The organism is Caulobacter sp. GW821-FHT11E11, assembly GCF_058808315.1.
In genome coordinates, this window is the sequence record NZ_JBXARO010000002.1 from 109,679 (window position 1) to 127,860 (window position 18,182).

Genomic DNA, 18,182 nt, shown 5'->3' on the forward strand with positions numbered 1-18,182 from the left:
CTACAGTGCGCGTAACACACAAAAAGAGACTAACGGGGAACAACGTTATGAACGCCGCGCAAAGCGTGGCCGGGCGTCGCCGCCTGAGCCAAGCCGAGCTCGACATGATCGTAACGGCGCACGAGAAATTCGTTACCGGCAAGCAGGGGGGCAAACGCGCTTCCCTACGCTTCATGCAGCTGTCGGGCCTAGATCTGTCGTTCCGGAACTTGACCGACGCGGACCTCACCGCCTCGATCCTTGAAGATTGCCGCATGGTCCGCACCAAGCTGGATCGCGCCAGCCTGTTCGGCTGCGACCTGCGCAAGAGCGACATGCGCCAGGCGTCCCTGGTCCGCGCCGATCTGCGCGGCGCCTGCCTGCGCGGCGCCAACCTGGCCCAGGCCGACCTGACCCAGGCCGACTTCCGCGAAGGCCAGATCGCCATTCCGCACCCGCGCAAGGGTCTCGAGACCATGCGCCACGAGACCCGCCAGGGTGAGGTCGACGAGGTCAACTTCTCGGGCGCCACCCTGGACGGTTCGCAGTTCGAAGGCGTCTCGGCGTTCAAGGCCGACTTCAGCGACTGCTCGCTGCGCGGCGCCAAGCTGTCGGGCGCCAACCTCAAGGAAGCCAACCTGGTCGGGGCCATCCTGGACGGCGCCGACGTCAAGGGCTGCAACCTCGAAGGCGCCAACCTGTCGGGCGCGGTCATGGCCGGCGTCGACACCTCTACCGCCCGCACGAGCGGCGCCAGCATGAACGGCGCTGTCGTTACGGTGACCCGTGAAGCGCTGAGCAAGGCCGAGGAACTCTACAACCGGTGCCTGGGCAACCAGCGCTGGTGCCAGACCGGCGGCAAGGAAGGGCAGGCGGCCCGCCTCGATGGCGAGGACCTGCGTCCGCTGGGCAACAAGCTGAAGGGCCTGCGTCTGACGGCCATGAGCGCCAAGGGCGCCTGTATGGTGGGTCTGGACCTGTCCGGCGCCCAGCTGCAGGGCGCCAACCTGCAGAACGCCGACCTGCGTGCGGCCAATCTGCGCGGCGCCGACCTGCGCGGGGCCAAGCTGACCGGCGCCAACCTGACCAAGGCCGACCTGCGCCAGGCCTTCCTGTCGCCGCTGCCGCTGGGTCCGACGCGCCAGACGCAAGCCAACCTGCAATCGGCCCGCATGCGCTACGCCATGCTCCAGACGGCCGACCTCAGCGAGGCGGTGCTGGACGGCGCGGACCTGCGCGGCTCGGACTTCACCGGGGCTCGCGTGGCCAAGGCCAGCTTCCGCGACGTGGACCTGAACCAGGTCCAGGGCCTGGACTTCTCACTGCCGGGCTAACGCCCTCTTTTTGCTTGGCGCGTGGCGGTCGCCGAAACCGCCTACACCTTCGGCTGCCACGCTTGGGAACATGGAAAAAGGCGGCGCATCGCTGCGCCGCCCAAGTTCAGAGGGGATTGGGGAGACTAGGAACAGGGCCGCCGGTTAGGCGGCCTTTTCGCCTTCGATCAGGGTCGAAGCGGCGGTCGTCTTGATCTCCACCGTGCGGGGCTTGAGGGCTTCCGGCAGTTCACGCTTCAGCGCGATCGACAGCAGGCCGTTCGACAGATCGGCGTCTTCGACGATCAGGTAGTCGGTCAGCTGGAACTTGCGCTCGAAGTTACGCTCGGCCAGGCCGCGGTGCAGGTACTGCTTGGCGTCGCCATCGTTGGCGGCCTTGCGACCGGTGACGGTCAGCAGGTTTTCCTTCACCTCGACGGTCAGTTCTTCCGGCTTGAACCCGGCCACCGCGATTTCGATGCGGTAGTCGTTCTCGCCGGTGCGTTCGATGTTGTAGGGGGGATAGCCCGAGGCCGCTTCGGTGCGGGCGGCGGCGTCCAGCTGGTCGGCGAGGCGGTCGAAGCCGACGAGCGAGCGGTACAGGGGCGAAAGGTCGATCGTACGCATAGGTCTAGATCCTTCTTATCAAGCAAGGTCTTTGATGTTCGTCCCGTCGGCGACCCGAATTCGGCATCGCCAGGTGGTCCGGAAGGCCCGGGTTTCCAGCGCCTTCGTGAAAGTAGTTGGTGAGCGGATTTTCGGGTTCAAGGGGCCGTCTCGTCAAAGAACGTGAATCGTTTGACGCACCGTTTGCCCCGGCTAAGGTCGCGGCCTCCGTTACGCCGAAGGACACGTCCCCCATGCCGCTTCGCCGCCACATGCTGTTGCTCGCCGCCGCCATCACCCTGGTCGCGCCCGCCGCCTTCGCCTCGACCGACCAGGCCCTGAAGGCCGCCGTCGCCTCGCCGACCCGCCCCGCCGGCGACGTCGCCCGCGACGGCGCGCGTCATCCGGTCGAGAGTCTGGACTTCTGGGGCCTCAAGCCCAAGCAGACCGTGATCGAGATCTCGCCCGGCGGCGGCTACTGGACCGAGATCCTGGCCCCGTACGCCAAGGCCACTGGCGGGACCTACATTGCCGGCGTCGCCGATCTGTCGAACCCCAAGATCTCGGAAGGCGCCAAGAAGGGCCGCGCCGATTTCGAGGCCCGGTTCTCGGACGCCGCCAAGTACGGTAAGCCGCAGTTCGCCAACTTCGGGGCCGTGTCGGGTCCGCTGGGCGCGCCGGGTTCGGCCGACCTCGTCCTGACCGCTCGCAACGTCCACAACTGGACCCAGGCGCCGGGCCTGGCCGACAAGGTGTTCGCCGACTTCTTCGCCGTGCTGAAGCCGGGCGGCGTGCTGGCCATCGAGGATCACCGCGCCGACCCGCGCTCGGAAAAGGACGCCGGCGCTGACGGCTATCTGAACACCGCCACCGTGATCGCCCTGGCCGAGAAGGCCGGCTTCAAGCTGGACGCCAAGTCCGAGATCAACGCCAACCCCAAGGACACCAAGGACCACCCGTTTGGCGTCTGGACCCTGCCGCCGGTCAAGCGCACCGCGCCGGGCGGTCAGCCGGCGAATCCCAACTTCGATCGCACCAAGTACGATGCGATCGGCGAGAGCGACCGCATGACCCTGCGCTTCAAAAAGCCGGCCTGAGTTTGGCCAAGGTCGAGGGGCAGGCTGGGGACGTTGTCGGGGGGATGATGGTTCCAGCTCAGTATTGGTCGCGGCGTGGGATCCTGGCGGGCGTTAGCGCGCTGGCTCTCACCGCCTGCGGCAAGAAGGCCGATCCGGCCAAGGTCGAGGCCAAGGCGGCCGAGAAGGCCGGGCCCAAGACGATCGAGGCCGTGGTGGCCGGCGACTGGCGCCTGCCCGCCGACCGCGCCCGCGACGTCTGGCGCCACCCGGTCGAGACCCTGAAGTTCTGGGAGCTGAAGCCCGGCCAGACGGTCGTCGAGTTCTGGCCCGGCGCGGGCTGGTACACCGACATCCTGGCGCCGTACCTGGCCGACACGAACGGCAAGCTGTACGAGGCGGTGCTGCAGACCAACGACCCCTCCGACCCGGCCGCGGCCGAGATCGTCGAGGGCTATCGCCGCAAGCTGACCGAAAAGAAGAAGGTCTATGGCGCGGTGGAGTTCACGGCCTTCGGACCCACCAGCGGTCCCGTCGCGCCGGCGGGGACGGCCGACCTCGTCCTCTTCCTGCGCAACCTGCACAACTGGATGGCCGGCGGCATCGCCGAGAAGGCCTTCAAGGACGCGCTGGCGGCCCTGAAGCCCGGCGGCATCCTGGGCATCGAGGAACATCGCGGCGAGCCGGGTCGGGTGCAGGACGTGCTGGCCGCCGACGGCTATGTCCAGCAGGACTACGTGATCCAGATGGCCAAGGAGGCGGGGTTCGTCCTGGCCGCGGCCAGCGAGATCAACGCCAATCCCAAGGACACCAAGGACCATCCGTTCGGGGTCTGGACCTTGCCGCCCACCCGCCTGTCGTCGCCGCGCGGCGAGCCGGCCGAGCCGGGCTTCGACCACGCCAAGTACGACGCGATCGGCGAGAGCGACCGCATGACCCTCAAGTTCGTGAAGCCCAAATGAGAGCGGCGGCGCTGATCCTGGCCGCCGTCCTGGCGGTCGCCGCCACGCCGGCCCTGGCCGAGAAGAGCGCGCCGGCCAACAAGGTGCTGTCCTACCTCGACAAGTACCTGAAGATCCCGCTGGCCGAGCGTTCGCGGGTCAGGGTGATCTATGGCATCCGCCACGAGGACAAGCCCGTCCCGAACCTGAAGGTGACCCTGGTCGAGAAGAACGGGACCCGGACGCCGATGCCGCTGACCGCCGACGGCTTTTTCGAGCGCCTGCCGACCCTGGCCCAGCTGGAGGGCGATCCGACCCTGGTGTTCGACGTGCCGGCCGACTGGAAGATGGGCACGATCATGGACTTCCAGACCCAGCTGAAGCCGGCGACCGAGTACGACGTCCGAGAACTGACAGCGACGGTGGCCGAGGCCAACACCGTGATCGGCAAGGCCGCCGGCGTCGCCAGCTTCATGGTTCCTAAGATGTCGGGTATCGCCTTCCTGAACGCCCAGAACGGCGTGGTCGTCTTCCCCGACGGTCGCACCGCGCCGCTGCCGAAGGCCAGGGAGATGCCTTATTTCCTGGTCGCCGATCATCAGGGCGCCGTACGGGTAAAGTTGACAAAAACCCCGACTAGGGTCGCCTTCTATCAGGGTAAGAAATAAGACCCTGGGTCGTCTGAACGGTGTTTACTTAACCGGGCGGCCCGGTCTAGCTATTTGAAACACATCGCGCAGAGGGAGATCGCGCTTATGGCCACGCTTCAGGAAATCACCGATCGCATCAAGGGCGCCGTGGGCGACGACAGCGGTCTCGGCAAGAGCCTCAAGTTCGACCTGAAGGACACCGGCGTCATCCACATCGACGGTGGTTCGGTGACCAACGAAGACAAGCCGGCCGACCTGACCATGACGCTCAGCCTGGACGACCTGCTGGCCATCGGCGCCGGCTCGCTGGACCCGACCATGGCCGTCATGACCGGCAAGCTGAAGCTGTCGGACATGGGCACCGCCATGGCCCTGCAGCCCAAGATGGGCGCTCTGTTCGCCAAGATGCGCTAAGCCGACGATGACGGAAGAACCGGCGCGTCTGGTCTCGATTCCCGAGGCTCCGGTTCCCGACAGCGGCAAGGCCGAATGGTTTAGCGGCGCGGATGGGGCGACCCTCCGCGCCGCGACCTTTTTCCCGCAAGGGCCCGCGCGGGGGACGGTGGTGCTCAGCCCCGGCCGCAGCGAGCCGATCGAGAAGTATTTCGAGGTCGTCGACGATCTCCTGACGCGGGGCTTCGCCGTGCTGCTGCACGACTGGCGAGGGCAGGGGCTGTCGGCCCGCGGCCTGCCGGACCGCCTCAAGGGCCATGCCCAGGGCTTCAAGACCTTCGTTTCCGATTACACCGCGCTGCTCGATACGTTCGAGGCGCGGATGCCCAAGCCGTGGATCGCCGTGGCCCACTCGATGGGCGGCTGCCTGACCATGCTGGCCCTGGCCCACGGCGAGGCGCGGTTCTCCGCCGCCGTGCTGTCCGCGCCGATGCTGGGCCTGAACACCGCCGGCGTGCCGCCGTGGCTGGCCAAGCCGCTGGCCTGGACGATGTCGCGGGTCGGCTTGGCCGGAGAATATGTGTCGGCCGCCTATGATCCGCTGGTCCAGACCTTCCTGGGCGACGGCCTGACCCATGACGAGACACGCTACGACCGCTACCAGGCCCAGCTGAGGGCCGATCCCGAGATCGCCCTGGGCGGCATGACCTGGGGCTGGGCCGATTTCGCCATCGCCGCCTGCGCCTGGCTGCGGACCAGCAGGGGCGTCGAGAAGATCCGGATCCCCGCGACAATCGTCGGGGCCGAGCTCGACAACCGGGTTCTGAATGCCGACGCGGAATCGATCGCGCGCCGCATGCCCAAGGGCCGCTATGTCGAGGTCCCGGGGGCGTTCCACGAGATCCTGATCGAGACCGACGCCCGCCGCGCGATCTTCTGGCAGGCCTTCGACGAGACGGTCGATCCCGTCGCGCCGCGCGACCCGATTATTTCGCCGAACGCTTCAGACTGACCAGCGCCTCGTCCAGGGGGCGGCGGTCGCCGGAGATGACCATCTGGCCGCCGTTCGGGCCGACGGGCTCGCCGCGCCAGTTGGTGACGATGCCGCCGGCGCCTTCGATCAGGGGGATGGCGGCCTCGATGTCCCAGGATTTCAGGCCGGCCTCGATGACCATGTCCATCTTGCCCATGGCGACCATGGCGTAGGCATAGGCGTCGCAGCCCATGCGAGCCAGCTTGGCGGCCGCGCGCACCTGCAGCCAGGCGGCGCGCTCGGCCCCGTCGAAGCAGGCGTCGGCGTCGGTGGTGGCGATGACGGCGTCGGTCAGGTCGGTGCATTCGCGCACGCGGATCGGCGTCTCCTGGCCGCGGGCCAGCAGGCGCGAGCCGCCGGCATGGCCGAGGAAGACCTCGTCCATATAGGGCTGGCCGATGGAGCCCATCACCGGGCGGCCCTGATGGCGCAGGCCGATCAGGGTGGTCCACAGCGGCAGGCCGGAGATGAAGGCGCGCGTGCCGTCGATCGGGTCCAGGACCCAGACGAACTCGGCGTCCGGACGATCCTCGCCGTACTCTTCACCGATCACGCCGTGTTCGGGATAGCGCTCCGAAATCAGCTTTCGGATCGCCGCTTCCGCGCCGCGGTCGGCTTCGGTCACCGGGTCGAACGCCGCGTGGGTGTCACGCGGCAGGTTCTTGCCCGCCCCCTTGTCCTCGAGGCCGTGGTCGGCCCGGAACAGCGGCAGGATGACCTGCGCCGAAGCCCGGTTGAGATCGATGATGAAGGCGTCGAGCGTCGCGAGCGTGTCAGCGGAGAGCGTCATGGGCGGGGGTTTAACGTCCCCGCCTCACGTACGCTACAACCGATGTTACGCGTCGGCGTGCTCGGGACCACCGCCGTTCAGCGACTTGGCCAGATCCAGCAGGCGACGGCGCGGACGCTCGCCCAGCAGGTAGTAGGCGCGGATCAGGTCCAGCGTCTCCTTGCGGGCGAACATTTCGCCACCCTCGGCCGACTCGCTGGCGGCCTCGCGGCGGACGTCCGACAGGCCGTCGTAGAAGTAGCCAACCGGCACTTCCAGAGCCTCGGACAGCTGCCACAGCCGTGCGGCGGAGATGCGGTTGGCGCCGCACTCGTACTTTTGGATCTGTTGGAAACGCACGCCCACGGCGGCGGCCAGTTGTTGCTGGGTCAGACCCAGCAGACGACGGCGGCGACGCAGGCGCTTGCCCAGATGCGTATCGATGTCGTTACCCATGGAAGCCATGCCCCCTAGCTTTTCCGGACCCGTCCCGAAACGGAACGGCCTGGTTCGACAGCCGCAAGTCGCGTGCCGGGCGAGACGCCGTTGCGCGATACGTGTGAGCTAACCTAGTAAAGGGGCATGTCGGATAAGCGTCAGCCTTGGGTTCAGGACCTTCTTTGGCGGTTGGAGGCCCTGGGCTTCGACCTCTTCATCGGCGCGGTGCGTCTGATGGGCGTGGACCGCGCTTCGGATTTCGGCGGCTGGCTGGGCCGCACGTTCGGGCCGATGAGCGGGGCGCACAAGGTCGCCACGCGCAATCTGAAGCTGGCCTTTCCGGAAAAGGACGCCGCCTGGCACGCGCGGATCCTGGACGAGCAGTGGGAGGGGCTGGGCCGCTCGTTCGCCGAATTCCCGTTGATGGACAAGCTGTTGCCGTCCACCGGCCGGGTCGAGGTGGTCAACAAGGAACGCCTGGCGCAGATCGCCGCCGACAAGGTCCCAGTCGTGTTCGTCTCGGGCCACCTGTCGAACTGGGAGATCATGCCCGCCGCCATCGTTGACAGCGGCGTGGCCTGCGAAATGACCTACCGCGCGGCCAACAATCCCTATGTCGACAAGCGCATCCGTGACAGCCGCTTCCGCTATGGCGTGCGCCTGTTCGCGCCCAAGGGCGGCGACGGATCCCGCGAACTGCTGCGCGGCATGAACGAGGGCCGGTCGGTCGCGCTGATGAACGACCAGAAGTTCAACAGCGGCGTGGCGGCCCCGTTCTTCGGCCATGACGCCCGCACCGCGCCGGCCCCGACGCGGATGGCGATCCGTTTTGGCACGGTGCTGCAGACGATGTCGGTGCAGCGCGTGAAGGGCGCCTATTTCCGGGCGGTGGTGCATGAGCCGATCGTCCCGCCGAACACGGGCAACCGCACGGCCGACATCGAGGCCGGGGTGCGGATGATCAACGCTTTCCTGGAAGATCGCATCCGCGAGCGGCCGGCCGAGTGGTTCTGGGTCCACCGGCGCTGGCCGAGCGAGGTCTATGCGGAACTGGCCGAACGCGAGCGCGCGGCGGCCCGAGAAGAAAAGACGGGAGAGAGCGCCTAGATCTCGACGGCGCTGCCGGGTGCGTCCTTCTCGCCCGGGCGGCGGAAGGGGCCGGGATGGTGCGGGTCGACGCGGCGACGGCGGCAAGGGCCAAAATAGTCGGCCGACCGGATGAACGGCCGCGGGTGGTAGATCACCGTATTGATCCGATCCAGCAGCGAGCGGGCGGTCACAGGCTTCACGACCACCTCGGTCACGCCAGCGTCGCGGGCCTCGAACACGCGGTGACGCTCGGCAAAGCCCGTCAGCATGATGATCGGCAGGAACGGATCGACGCTGTCGGGCGAGTTGCGGACCAGCTGGGTGAACTGCACCCCGTCCAGCGGACTCATCTTGAAGTCGACGATGGCGATATCGGTCTGCCAGTCACGCAGGATCTGCAGCCCCTCGGCGCCGTCCATGGCCTCACGAATGTGCCGGACGCCAACACCCTTGAGGATGGCCGAGACGATCGCGCGAATGTGCTGGTTATCGTCAACCAGCAAAAAGCGCAGCTTTTCCAGCGCCGCCGACATGCGCGAGCCGCCTCCTCAAGGATCTTGCGGAAAGATCGAGACCATGGTGTCCGTTCCCCCGACGGACCCCTATCCCGATACGGCGGCATAGCTAGCGAATGATTGTAACTCGCGCCAGGGGGGAACTAGGCCGTGAAGGGGCCCGCGCCGACCAGCAGGGACGGATCAAGGTTGCGGCCGCGCCATTTCATGCGCCAGCACAGGTGCGGGCCGGTCGCGCGGCCTTCCTTGCCGGTTTCGGCGATCAGCTGGCCCTGTTTGACGTAAGTGCCCGTGGGTACGAGGATTTTAGACAGGTGTAGATAGGCCGTCACCAGGCCTTGGCCGTGATCCACCAGGACGAGACCGCCTTCAAAATGCAATCCGGTCTCGGCGAAGGCGATCACGCCGCCCGCCGGAGCGCGCACCGGCGTGCCGACCGGGGTCGCCAGATCAACCCCATAATGGGGACGCTTGGGTTCGCCATTGAGGATACGCTGGCCGCCGAACCGGGCCGAGCGTCGTGCGCCTACAACCGGTAGTATGAAGCCGTCGCGAAACCCCTCTAGGTCGGCCTGGCTGGCAAAGCCGGCGACCTTGCGGATGTTCTCTGCGGTGATGCGTTCCAGCAGAACGGGATCCGTCGGGGTGACCTGCTCGGGCGGCAGGCCGTCGATGCGCTGGATGTCGAAGTCGCCCGGCGCGATCGTACGCTCGTCGACGGCCGAGCCGTCGGGTGTGGTGACGGTCAGCCTGCTGGCCGGCGGGGCGTCGCGGTCGAAGCCGATCACGAACCAGCCATTGGCCGAGGCGGTGGTCTGCACCAGCCCGTCGACATCGATCAGCGCGCGGGGCGTGGTGCGGCCGACGGCATAGCCGCCCTGGACGAACTTGCCCGACAGGGTGAGGCCTGGCGCGGCGGCGCGGGCTGTAGATGCAAAAGCTACGGAGGCCGGAAGCGCGGCGAGAACCGCGCGGCGGCTCAGGCCCCTTGCCAACGCTTCAGCGCTTCGGTCGGGCCGGCATAGGCTTCCTGGTGCTCGGGGCTCCAGTAGCGCAGGGCTTCCAGCGGGATCTGCTTGTTGGTGATGGCGCACAGCACGAAGCGGCCGGGGCTGAGCACGGCGTATTCGCCGTCGCCATAGTGCAGGACGGCCAGGCCGTCCTTACCGAGATCACGATCGAAAGCGTTCATAGGCTCACTCTACGCCAAATGGGCGTCTCAGAACAGATCGCCCTGGCCGGCCGGCGGCGTGGCCGGCTTGGGACGGGGCTTGGGCGCTGGCGTGGCGGGAGCCGGTGGCGGGACGAACCCGCCTTCGCCGTCGATCACCGCATCGCGGTCGCCGCTCTTGAACTTCAGGTTCACGCGCTCGCCGGAGACCAGGTCGGCCGCCGAACGGGCCAGCGTCCCGTCGCCCTTGCGAACCAAAGCAAAGCCCAGTTCCAGCGGCCGTTCCGGATTCAGCGACTGGCGCAGCTTTTCCAGGTTGGCCAGGCGGTCCGTGTCACGCTGCAGGCGGCGGTCGCCCGCCGCGTTCAGCCGCTGCCACAGGGCGGGCAGGCGGGCGTGCTGGGCGACGCGGTCGGGGGCGCGGCGAGCGGCCAGGTCCAGGCGGCGGCCAAGGTCGCCCAGGCGATCGGCCTTGATGGCGCGCTGCCGGGTCAGCACCTCCGGCGTCAGGCGCGCGGTGACCTTCAGCAGTTCCTGGGCGTGGACGGTGGTGTTGCGGTGCAAGGCCGCGTCCAGGCGTCCCGAGACGATGTCGAACCTCTGCTGGGCCAGGGCCAGGATGTCGTCGGGACGTGGCAGGCCGCGCGCGGCGCCGAGCAGGCGGGTGCGGCGGTCCTCGATCAGGCGCGCGCCCGAACGGTTCAGGCGGCGGTCGAAGTCCGAGATCAGGGCCCGCAGTTCGGCTAGCACCGGCGTCGCCATCTCGGCGGCGGCCGTCGGGGTCGGGGCGCGGCGGTCCGAGACGAAGTCGATCAGGGTGGTGTCGGTCTCGTGGCCGACGGCCGAAATCAGCGGGATGGTCCCCTCGGCTACGGTGCGGGCCAGGCCCTCGTCGTTGAAGGCCCACAGGTCCTCGACTGAGCCGCCGCCGCGCGCGACGATCAGGATGTCGGGACGCGGCACGGGGCCGCCGGCTTGGATCGCGTTGAAGCCGCGGATGGCCGCGCTGACCTGGCCGGCGGCGGCGTCGCCTTGCACCACGCACGGCCAGACCAGCACGTGGCAGGGCCAGCGGTCGCGGATACGGTGCAGGATGTCGCGAATGACCGCGCCGGTCGGGCTGGTGATGACGCCGACCACGGCCGGCATCGAGGGCAGGGGCTTCTTGCGGTCGGGCGCGAACAGGCCCTCGTCAGCGAGCTTCGCCTTCAGGCGTTCCAGCTGCGCCAGAAGCGCGCCGACGCCGGCGGCCTCCATGCTGTCGATGACGATCTGATAGCGCGAGCCGGCCGGATAGGTGGTGATCTTGCCGGTGACGATGACCTCGAGGCCATGCTCGGGTCGCACGCCCAGGCCCCGGACATTGCCTTTCCAGACGACGCCGTCGATCGCGGACTTGTCGTCCTTGATGGTCAGATAGACGTGGCCGTTGCTGTGGTGGGTAACCTTGGACAGCTCACCGCGCAGCCGCACGAAGCCGTAGCGGTCCTCCAGCGTGCGCTTCAGGGCGAAGGCCAGCTCGGAAACCGAATAGGGCGGCGCGTTGGAATCGTTCGGCGCGAGGTCCGTCATGGGCCCTATCTAGAGCCTCTCCCAGAAATGGAAAATCCCGGACGGCCTTTTGGGCCATCCGGGATCCGCCGCCTGAGAGACTTTTGTTCTTATTAGATGTAGCGGCGAAGCGAGCGGGCGAGCTCGGTGGCGCCGCCCTTTTTCTTGGTCTGCTGCGGCTGGTAGGCCACGCGAGCGTGCTCGACGCAGTAGGGGCCTTCCGACGAGCGACGGCCGCAGAAGGTGAAGCCGTCCGCCGACGGGTCGCCGATCGGCCACTTGCACATGTGCGCGCCCAGGGTCAGCACGGTGGCCGAGCCCGGCTCTTCGTGACGGAAAGCCGGCAGCGACGGCGGGGCCGAGGCGACCGGAACCGACGAGGTCGGAGCCTCGACCGGCGTCACGCGACGCGGGGCCGACGGCATGGCCTGGGCGGCCGGACGCGCGGGGCGCGGAGCCTTGAAGGCCGGACGCGCCGGTTGCGAGGGGGCCGCGCGGCCCGAAAGGCCCAGGCGGTGCACCTTGCCGATGACGGCGTTGCGCGTCACGCCGCCCAGCTGCTTGGCGATCTGACTGGCCGACAGGCCGTCCAGCCAAAGCTTCTTCAAGGTCGAGACTCGTTCGTCGGTCCAGCTCATAACCCGTCTCCGCCGTTTACCTAGGAGAGACGAGCGTCCCCACGCCCATCGCCCCTACATGTGGTGATCAAACCGCCCCGCCGGCGGCTGTCCTACTAGATATCGTAAAGAATGTGTTAAAGCGCACAATAGGCGGTAACGACTCTGTCCACAGAAACAAGATGTTGATTCAGGCAAGCCCAAGCTTGCGGAAAGGCGCCTCAGGGCGCACATGGCCAAGCAACACAACGGGTTGAGCCTATGAGAGACATGACCAGCAGCGTCATTCCGCCGCAGCCGCGCGACTACCACGGCTGGAACTGGTCCGGGTTCGTCACCCTGTATCAGCGCGAAATCCGCCGGTTCTGGAAGGTCGGGACTCAGACGGTGGCCGCGCCGGTGGTCACCACGCTGCTCTATATGCTGGTCTTCGTGGTCGCCGTGGGTGACAGCCGCCCGGCCGTGGGCGGGGTGACCTTCGGCCATTTCGTGGCCCCCGGCCTGATCATGATGGCGATCCTGAACAACGCCTTCGCCAATTCGTCCTCGTCGCTGATCCAGGCCAAGATGATGGGCCTGACGCCCGACTTCCTGACGCCGCCGCTGTCGGCGCTGGAGCAGATCCTGGGTTTTGCCCTGGGGGCGGCGACGCGCGGCATCGTGGTCGGCGCGGTCACGGCCATCGTCATCGGCGTGCTGCCGGGCGCGGGCCTGCAGCTGGCCCACCCCTGGGCGATCGTCTATTTCGCCGTCACCGCTTCGCTGATCCTGGGTCTGGCCGGCGTGCTGGCGGGCCTGTGGGCCGAGAAGTTCGACCAGCTGGCAGCTGTGACCAACTTCCTGATCATGCCCATGACCTTCCTGTCGGGCACCTTCTACCTGGTCGACAAGCTGCCCGAGCCGTTCCGCACGGCCAGCCACTTCAACCCGTTCTTCTATCTGATCGACGGCTTCCGCTACGGCTTCATCGGCCACGCCGACGGCTCGATCGCGATCGGCGTCGTCGCCACGGGCGCGCTGACGGTGGCGCTGTTCCTGTGGTGCTGGCGCCTGTTCGTCACCGGTTATCGCCTGAAGAGCTGATACCGAACAACAGCTTAGCGACTTCCCAAGCCCCGGCCCGCAAGGTCCGGGGCTTTTTCGTGTTGTGACGATCTAATTGATGTAATACATACTTACATCATGTCGTCGGTTCGAACATATAACTCCGCGCTGCGGCGCGATCAGGCCGAGGCCACCCGGGAGCGGATCCTGGCGGCCATGGCGGCGCTGATGGAGGCGGGCGCTGGCCAGGAGCCGACCAACCGCGCGGTCGCCGAGCGCGCCCAGGTCACCGAGGTCACCGTCTATCGCCACTTCCCCAGCCGCGAGCTGCTGCTCAAAGGTCTGTGGGAGCACCTGAACCGCAAGGACGGCGTGCGCGTCGGCATGCCCGAGAGCCCCGCCGACCTCTTGGCCAAGATCAAGCCGCTGCTGGCCAGCTTCGACGCCAGCCCGGCCCAGATCGTCGCCCGCATCACCACCCAGCAGGGTAGGGCGGCGCGTTCCAGCCTGGATCCCGAACGCCGCGAGGCTTTCCTCGGCGTCGTCGCCCAGGCCGCGCCGAGCTTGCCAGAAGGCGAGCAGGCCAAGGCCGCCGCCGTGCTGCAGCTGCTCTATTCGGCGTACGGATGGCTGTCCCTGCGCGAGCAGTGGGACCTCTCCGGAAAGCCCGCCGCCGACGCCCTGGGCTGGGCCACGGAAGTGCTGCTCAACGACCTGAAATCCCGAGGCGCGATCGCGCCCGATCCCTTCGCCCAATTCCAGCAAGAAGAGCTGACCCGATGATCGCCCACATCTCCATTCCCGCCCACGATCCGCAGGCCACGGCCGAGGTCTTCGGCCGGATCATCGACGGCGAGGTCATGCCGTTCCCGGTCGTGGAGGGCGCCTGGGTCGCCATCGCCCGGGACGGCTCGGGCCTGGGCGTCGAGGTCGTGCCCGACGCCAGCGCCCACCATCCCGGCGATGGCCTGCCCGACGGCCGCGTCTCGGACGGTCCGTTCGTGATGCCGTGGGAGACCCAGATCCGCCAGGACGGCGCGCCGCAGGACGCCAGCGGCTTCCACGTGGCCATCACCACCAGGCTGTCGGTCGACGAACTGCTGGCCATCGGCGCCAAGAAGCGCTGGCGCGCCGTGCACTGCGATCGCGGCGGCGTCTTCGACCTGGTGGAGCTGTGGATCGACAACCGCTTCCTGGTCGAAGTCCTGCCGCCCAAGGGGAGCGAGCGGTACCATGCGTTCTACACCCCGGAAGTCGCCGGCAAGATGTTCGCGGGGCCGCCGCCCGGCGCGGTGTGACCTCAACGCTGAGACCCGCGATTTTCGCCGGTTTATCAGGGCCTTTTCACAGTCCGTTGATTGACAGGACGTCGTTCCACGGCGACAACCTGCGGCCTTCCGGTCCCCGCACGAACAGTGCGGGGGCTTCTTTCCTTTTAGGAGGGCCGGTCTTGAGCACCGCGAACGCGTCCAACTCCTCGCAACACCACATCATGGGCGTCTACAACCGCGCCCCGCTGGCGTTTGAGCGAGGCCGAGGCGCGCGACTGTTCTCGACCACGGGCGAAGAGTACCTGGACTGCGTGGCCGGCATCGCCACCTGCGGCCTGGGTCACGCCCACCCCGTGCTGGTCGACGCGCTGAAGACCCAGGGCGAGAAGCTCTGGCATGTCTCCAACATCTACACGATCCCCGAGCAGGAAGTGCTGGCCGACAAGCTGTGCGCGGCCACCTTCGCCGACGTGGTGTTCTTCACCAACTCGGGCACCGAGGCGATCGAGTGCGCGCTGAAGGCGGCTCGCCGCTATCACGTGATGAACGGCAACGCCGAGCGCATCGACGTCATCGGCTTCGACGGCTCGTTCCACGGCCGCTCGTACGCCGCCGTCAACGCCTCGGGCAATGCCGGCTATCTGGACGGCTTCGGCCCGCGCCTGCCGGGCTTCATCCAACTGCCGTTCGGCGACATGGAGGCCCTGAAGGCCGCCATCGGCCCGACCACGGCCGCGATCATCATCGAGCCCGTGCAGGGCGAGGGCGGCGCGCGGTCGCTGACCGAAGCCCAGCTGCTGGAACTGCGCCAGATCACCCGCGACGCCGGCATCCTGCTGATCTACGACGAAGTGCAGAGCGGCATGGGCCGGACCGGCAAGCTGTTCGCCCACGAATGGGCCCCGGGCAGCGAGCCGGACATCATGTGCGTGGCCAAGGCCCTGGGCGGTGGCTTCCCGGTCGGCGCGTGCCTCGCCACCACCGAAGGCGCCAAGGGCATGACCCCCGGCACCCACGGCTCGACCTACGGCGGCAACCCGCTGGCCATGGCGGTCGGCAACGCGGCCTTCGACGCGATCAACAGCGAAGCGCTGCTGGACAACGTCAAGACCGTCGGCGGCTTCTTCACCCAGCAGCTGAACGGCCTGAAGGATCGCTTCCCGGACGTCATCGTCGACATCCGCGGCAAGGGCCTGCTGGTCGGCATCAAGGTCGTGCCGAACAACCGTGAATTCATGGTCATGGCCCGCGATCAGAACCTGCTGATCGCCGGGGGCGGCGACAACTGCGTGCGCCTGCTGCCGCCGCTGAACCTGACCGTCGAGGAAGCCAGCGAAGCGATCGCCAAGCTGGAAAAGGCCTGCGAAACCGCGCGCGCCAAGGCCTCGGCTTAAGACAACACCAAGCACTAGCCGCCCGCTCCGGACCACGGGGCGGGCGGAACCGTTAGGGATATGGCCAAGATGACCACCCCCCGGCACTTCATCGACCTGTGGAAGCTGGACGGCGCGACGCTGCGCCTGCTGCTCGACGACGCCCACGCCCGCAAGGCCGCCCGCAAGGGCTGGCCGCAGGGCAAGGTCGACGCCGACGCGCCGGCCAAGGATCGCGTGCTGTCGATGATCTTCCAGAAGAACTCGACCCGCACCCGCTTCTCGTTCGACGCGGCCATGCGCCAGCTGGGCGGCAGCGCCATCATCTCGACCTCGTCGGACATGCAACTGGGCCGGGGCGAGACCATCGAGGACACCGCCAAGGTGCTGTCGCGCATGGTCGACGCGGTGATGATCCGCGCCAACAGCCACGCCGACGTCGAGCGCTTCGCCCAGGTCTCGACCGTGCCGGTGATCAACGGCCTGACCGACAAGAGCCACCCGTGCCAGATCATGGCCGACATCCTCACCATCGAGGAGCATCGCGGCCCGATCGCCGGCAAGACCATCGCGTGGGTCGGTGACGGCAACAATGTGTGCTCCAGCTTCATCCACGCCGCCCCGCTGCTGGGCTTCGAGCTGAAGATCGCCTGCCCGGCGGTCTATCACGCCGACCTGCACGACCTGGCCCGGGCCGAGGGCCTGCAGGGCAGGGTCAGCATGACCACCGACGCCAAGGAAGCCGTGAAGGGCGCCGACGTCGTCGTGGCCGACACCTGGGTCTCGATGGGCGACACCGACCATGACGAGCGCCTGGCCGCGCTGGAGCCCTATCAGGTCGACGACAAGCTGATGGACCTGGCGGCCGGCAACGGCGTCTTCCTGCACTGCCTGCCGGCGCACCGCGGCGAGGAAGTCACCGACGCCGTCCTGGACGGCCCGCGCTCGCTGGTCTGGGACGAGGCCGAGAACCGCATCCATGCCCAGAAGTCGGTGCTGGCCTGGGTCTTCGGGGCCATCGGCTAAGACCAAAAAAGTGGGGTGTCGTAAGGCGCGCCTCCGCTAGGCTCCTTCCCAACAAGATCGGGAGGGGACCTCATGAAAGCTCGTCATTTCACCGCCGTCTGCGTGGCGGCCTGCCTCGTGGCGAGCCAGGCGCTGGCCGCCGACCGCTGGCTGGGCGCCTGGGGTTTCGCGCCCACGCCGCCCGCCGCGCCGCCGCCGGCCTCCGCGCCCAATCCCGCGCCGGCCCCGGCTCCTGCGCCGCCGGCCACGCAAGCAACCCCGCCGCCGCTGACCGTGGGTCCGTCGACCGTCACCGACGTCACCCTGCGCCAGCTGGTCCGCGTCTCGGCCGCCGGGACCAAGGTGCGGGTGCGCCTCTCCAACGAGTTCGGGACCGCGCCGCTGGTCATCGGCAAGGCGGTGGTCGCGCCGGCCAAGGCCGACGGCTCGGCAGGCGAGGGCAAGGCCCTGACCTTCGGCGGCCAGGCCCAGGCGATGATCTATCCGGGCGCGCCGCTGTACAGCGATCCCGTCGACCTGCCGGTGACGGCGCTGCAGGAACTGGCCGTCAGCATCTACCTGCCCGAGGAGACCAGGCTTCCGAGCCACAGCCTGCGGCAGACTCTGTCGGACAAGGGCGACTTCACGACCGCCGCCCGCTTCGGCGACAAGCCGCTGCGTCTGGGCGCGATCGTCAGCGGGGTCGAGGTGGCGTCGGCCCAGCCGCGCCGGGTGATCGTCACCCTGGGCGACTCGATCACCGAGGGCGCGGGCTCGACGCCGGGGGCCTACCAGTCGTGGCCCGACCAGATGGCCGTGCGCCTGGCTGGCCGCGCGGCGGTGGTCAATGTCGGCATCAGCGGCAACCGCGTGCTGCGCGAGCGCTCTGGCCAGAGCGCCCTGGCGCGTTTCGACCGCGACGTGCTGTCGGTGCCCGGCGCGACCGACGTGGTGCTGCTGGAAGGCATCAACGACATCAACCGCGCCTTCAATCCGCAGTATGGCGAGCGAGCCAATGCCGACGACCTGATCGGCGCCTATAAGCAGATCATCCTGCGCGCCCACGCCAAGGGCCTGCGGATCTACGGCGCGACCCTGACGCCGCAGGGCGGTTATCGCAGCTTCTCGCCGCAGACCGAGGCCATCCGCCAGGCGGTCAACGCCTGGATCCGCACCTCGGGCGCGTTCGATGGCGTGATCGATTTCGACGCCGCCGTGCGCGATCCGGCCAAGCCCGATACGATGGTCGCAGGCTATCAGAGCGGCGACTGGCTGCACCCTGGCGACGCCGGCTACAAGGCCATGGCGGCGGCGGTCGACCTGCGACTGTTCGGGGTCAAATAGCGGT

General features: G+C 68.0%; 21 protein-coding genes. 13 read left to right on the forward strand and 8 right to left on the reverse strand.

Annotated elements, in window-relative coordinates:
* Positions 1-47: 47 nt before the first annotated feature.
* A complete protein-coding gene (locus AC1RR5_RS04495) occupies positions 48-1,313 on the forward strand; it encodes a pentapeptide repeat-containing protein (RefSeq protein ID WP_492919904.1) in 1,266 nt (421 codons plus the stop codon).
* Positions 1,314-1,457: 144 nt separating this feature from the next.
* Here AC1RR5_RS04495 and AC1RR5_RS04500 read toward each other — a convergent pair whose 3' ends face one another.
* Positions 1,458-1,919 (reverse strand): Hsp20 family protein, encoded by a 462-nt coding sequence (locus AC1RR5_RS04500; RefSeq protein WP_492919905.1) that lies wholly within the window; start codon positions 1,917-1,919, stop codon positions 1,458-1,460.
* Between the two features lie 233 nt (positions 1,920-2,152).
* On the opposite strand from AC1RR5_RS04500, the gene AC1RR5_RS04505 reads away from it, so the two are divergent.
* From AC1RR5_RS04505 to AC1RR5_RS04525, 5 genes are all read left to right on the forward strand, one after another.
* Positions 2,153-2,995, forward strand: coding sequence for a class I SAM-dependent methyltransferase (locus AC1RR5_RS04505; protein WP_492919906.1), 843 nt, complete (start codon positions 2,153-2,155; stop codon positions 2,993-2,995).
* A gap of 44 nt (positions 2,996-3,039) precedes the next feature.
* On the forward strand, positions 3,040-3,936 hold the full coding sequence (locus tag AC1RR5_RS04510; RefSeq protein ID WP_492919907.1) for a class I SAM-dependent methyltransferase: 897 nt from the start codon (positions 3,040-3,042) through the stop codon (positions 3,934-3,936).
* Entirely contained in the window at positions 3,933-4,583 is a 651-nt protein-coding gene (locus tag AC1RR5_RS04515; RefSeq protein ID WP_492919908.1) for a hypothetical protein, read from the forward strand. Before AC1RR5_RS04510 ends, AC1RR5_RS04515 begins: the two co-directional genes overlap by 4 nt.
* An 87-nt stretch (positions 4,584-4,670) precedes the next feature.
* Complete coding sequence (locus AC1RR5_RS04520; RefSeq protein ID WP_492919909.1) at positions 4,671-4,979, forward strand: SCP2 sterol-binding domain-containing protein; 309 nt, start codon at positions 4,671-4,673, stop codon at positions 4,977-4,979.
* A 7-nt stretch (positions 4,980-4,986) separates the two neighbouring features.
* Entirely contained in the window at positions 4,987-5,970 is a 984-nt protein-coding gene (locus AC1RR5_RS04525; RefSeq protein WP_492919910.1) for an alpha/beta fold hydrolase, read from the forward strand.
* Here AC1RR5_RS04525 and hisN read toward each other — a convergent pair.
* Both hisN and AC1RR5_RS04535 read right to left on the reverse strand, forming a co-directional pair.
* Positions 5,945-6,781 (reverse strand): histidinol-phosphatase, encoded by an 837-nt coding sequence (gene hisN, locus AC1RR5_RS04530; RefSeq protein ID WP_492919911.1) that lies wholly within the window; start codon positions 6,779-6,781, stop codon positions 5,945-5,947. The genes AC1RR5_RS04525 and hisN overlap by 26 nt on opposite strands.
* 45 nt (positions 6,782-6,826) lie before the next feature.
* Positions 6,827-7,225, reverse strand: coding sequence for a helix-turn-helix domain-containing protein (locus tag AC1RR5_RS04535; protein ID WP_492919912.1), 399 nt, complete (start codon positions 7,223-7,225; stop codon positions 6,827-6,829).
* A gap of 117 nt (positions 7,226-7,342) precedes the next feature.
* Here AC1RR5_RS04535 and AC1RR5_RS04540 point away from each other — a divergent pair, with 117 nt between their 5' ends.
* Positions 7,343-8,305, forward strand: coding sequence for a lysophospholipid acyltransferase family protein (locus AC1RR5_RS04540; RefSeq protein WP_492919913.1), 963 nt, complete (start codon positions 7,343-7,345; stop codon positions 8,303-8,305).
* Here AC1RR5_RS04540 and AC1RR5_RS04545 read toward each other — a convergent pair.
* From AC1RR5_RS04545 to gcrA, 5 genes are all read right to left on the reverse strand, one after another.
* Positions 8,302-8,820, reverse strand: a complete 519-nt coding sequence (locus AC1RR5_RS04545) for a response regulator (RefSeq protein ID WP_492919914.1) — start codon at positions 8,818-8,820, stop codon at positions 8,302-8,304. The two genes, AC1RR5_RS04540 and AC1RR5_RS04545, sit on opposite strands and share 4 nt — an antisense overlap.
* Positions 8,821-8,945: 125 nt before the next feature.
* Complete coding sequence (locus AC1RR5_RS04550) at positions 8,946-9,797, reverse strand: M23 family metallopeptidase (RefSeq protein ID WP_492919915.1); 852 nt, start codon at positions 9,795-9,797, stop codon at positions 8,946-8,948.
* Positions 9,782-9,994 (reverse strand): DUF2093 domain-containing protein, encoded by a 213-nt coding sequence (locus AC1RR5_RS04555; RefSeq protein ID WP_454717076.1) that lies wholly within the window; start codon positions 9,992-9,994, stop codon positions 9,782-9,784. The genes AC1RR5_RS04550 and AC1RR5_RS04555 overlap by 16 nt, the downstream gene beginning before the upstream one ends.
* Positions 9,995-10,021: 27 nt before the next feature.
* On the reverse strand, positions 10,022-11,545 hold the full coding sequence (gene xseA, locus AC1RR5_RS04560; RefSeq protein WP_492919916.1) for an exodeoxyribonuclease VII large subunit: 1,524 nt from the start codon (positions 11,543-11,545) through the stop codon (positions 10,022-10,024).
* Between the two features lie 92 nt (positions 11,546-11,637).
* Complete coding sequence (gcrA, locus tag AC1RR5_RS04565) at positions 11,638-12,162, reverse strand: cell cycle sigma 70 cofactor GcrA (protein ID WP_492919917.1); 525 nt, start codon at positions 12,160-12,162, stop codon at positions 11,638-11,640.
* 240 nt (positions 12,163-12,402) lie between these two features.
* Between gcrA and AC1RR5_RS04570 the strand changes: the two genes are divergently transcribed.
* The 6 genes from AC1RR5_RS04570 to AC1RR5_RS04595 all read left to right on the forward strand — a co-directional run bounded on the left by AC1RR5_RS04570 (position 12,403) and on the right by AC1RR5_RS04595 (position 18,178).
* Positions 12,403-13,224, forward strand: coding sequence for an ABC transporter permease (locus tag AC1RR5_RS04570; protein WP_492919918.1), 822 nt, complete (start codon positions 12,403-12,405; stop codon positions 13,222-13,224).
* Positions 13,225-13,401: 177 nt separating this feature from the next.
* A complete protein-coding gene (locus AC1RR5_RS04575) occupies positions 13,402-13,968 on the forward strand; it encodes a TetR family transcriptional regulator (RefSeq protein WP_492919919.1) in 567 nt (188 codons plus the stop codon).
* The gene (locus AC1RR5_RS04580) at positions 13,965-14,483 is read left to right on the forward strand and encodes a hypothetical protein (RefSeq protein ID WP_492919920.1); all 519 of its coding nucleotides are present in this window, start codon (positions 13,965-13,967) and stop codon (positions 14,481-14,483) included. Before AC1RR5_RS04575 ends, AC1RR5_RS04580 begins: the two co-directional genes overlap by 4 nt.
* A 152-nt stretch (positions 14,484-14,635) precedes the next feature.
* Positions 14,636-15,850, forward strand: a complete 1,215-nt coding sequence (locus AC1RR5_RS04585; protein WP_492919921.1) for an aspartate aminotransferase family protein — start codon at positions 14,636-14,638, stop codon at positions 15,848-15,850.
* Between the two features lie 69 nt (positions 15,851-15,919).
* The gene (argF, locus tag AC1RR5_RS04590) at positions 15,920-16,855 is read left to right on the forward strand and encodes an ornithine carbamoyltransferase (protein WP_492919922.1); all 936 of its coding nucleotides are present in this window, start codon (positions 15,920-15,922) and stop codon (positions 16,853-16,855) included.
* A gap of 72 nt (positions 16,856-16,927) precedes the next feature.
* Positions 16,928-18,178, forward strand: coding sequence for an SGNH/GDSL hydrolase family protein (locus AC1RR5_RS04595; protein WP_492919923.1), 1,251 nt, complete (start codon positions 16,928-16,930; stop codon positions 18,176-18,178).
* Positions 18,179-18,182: the final 4 nt, after the last annotated feature.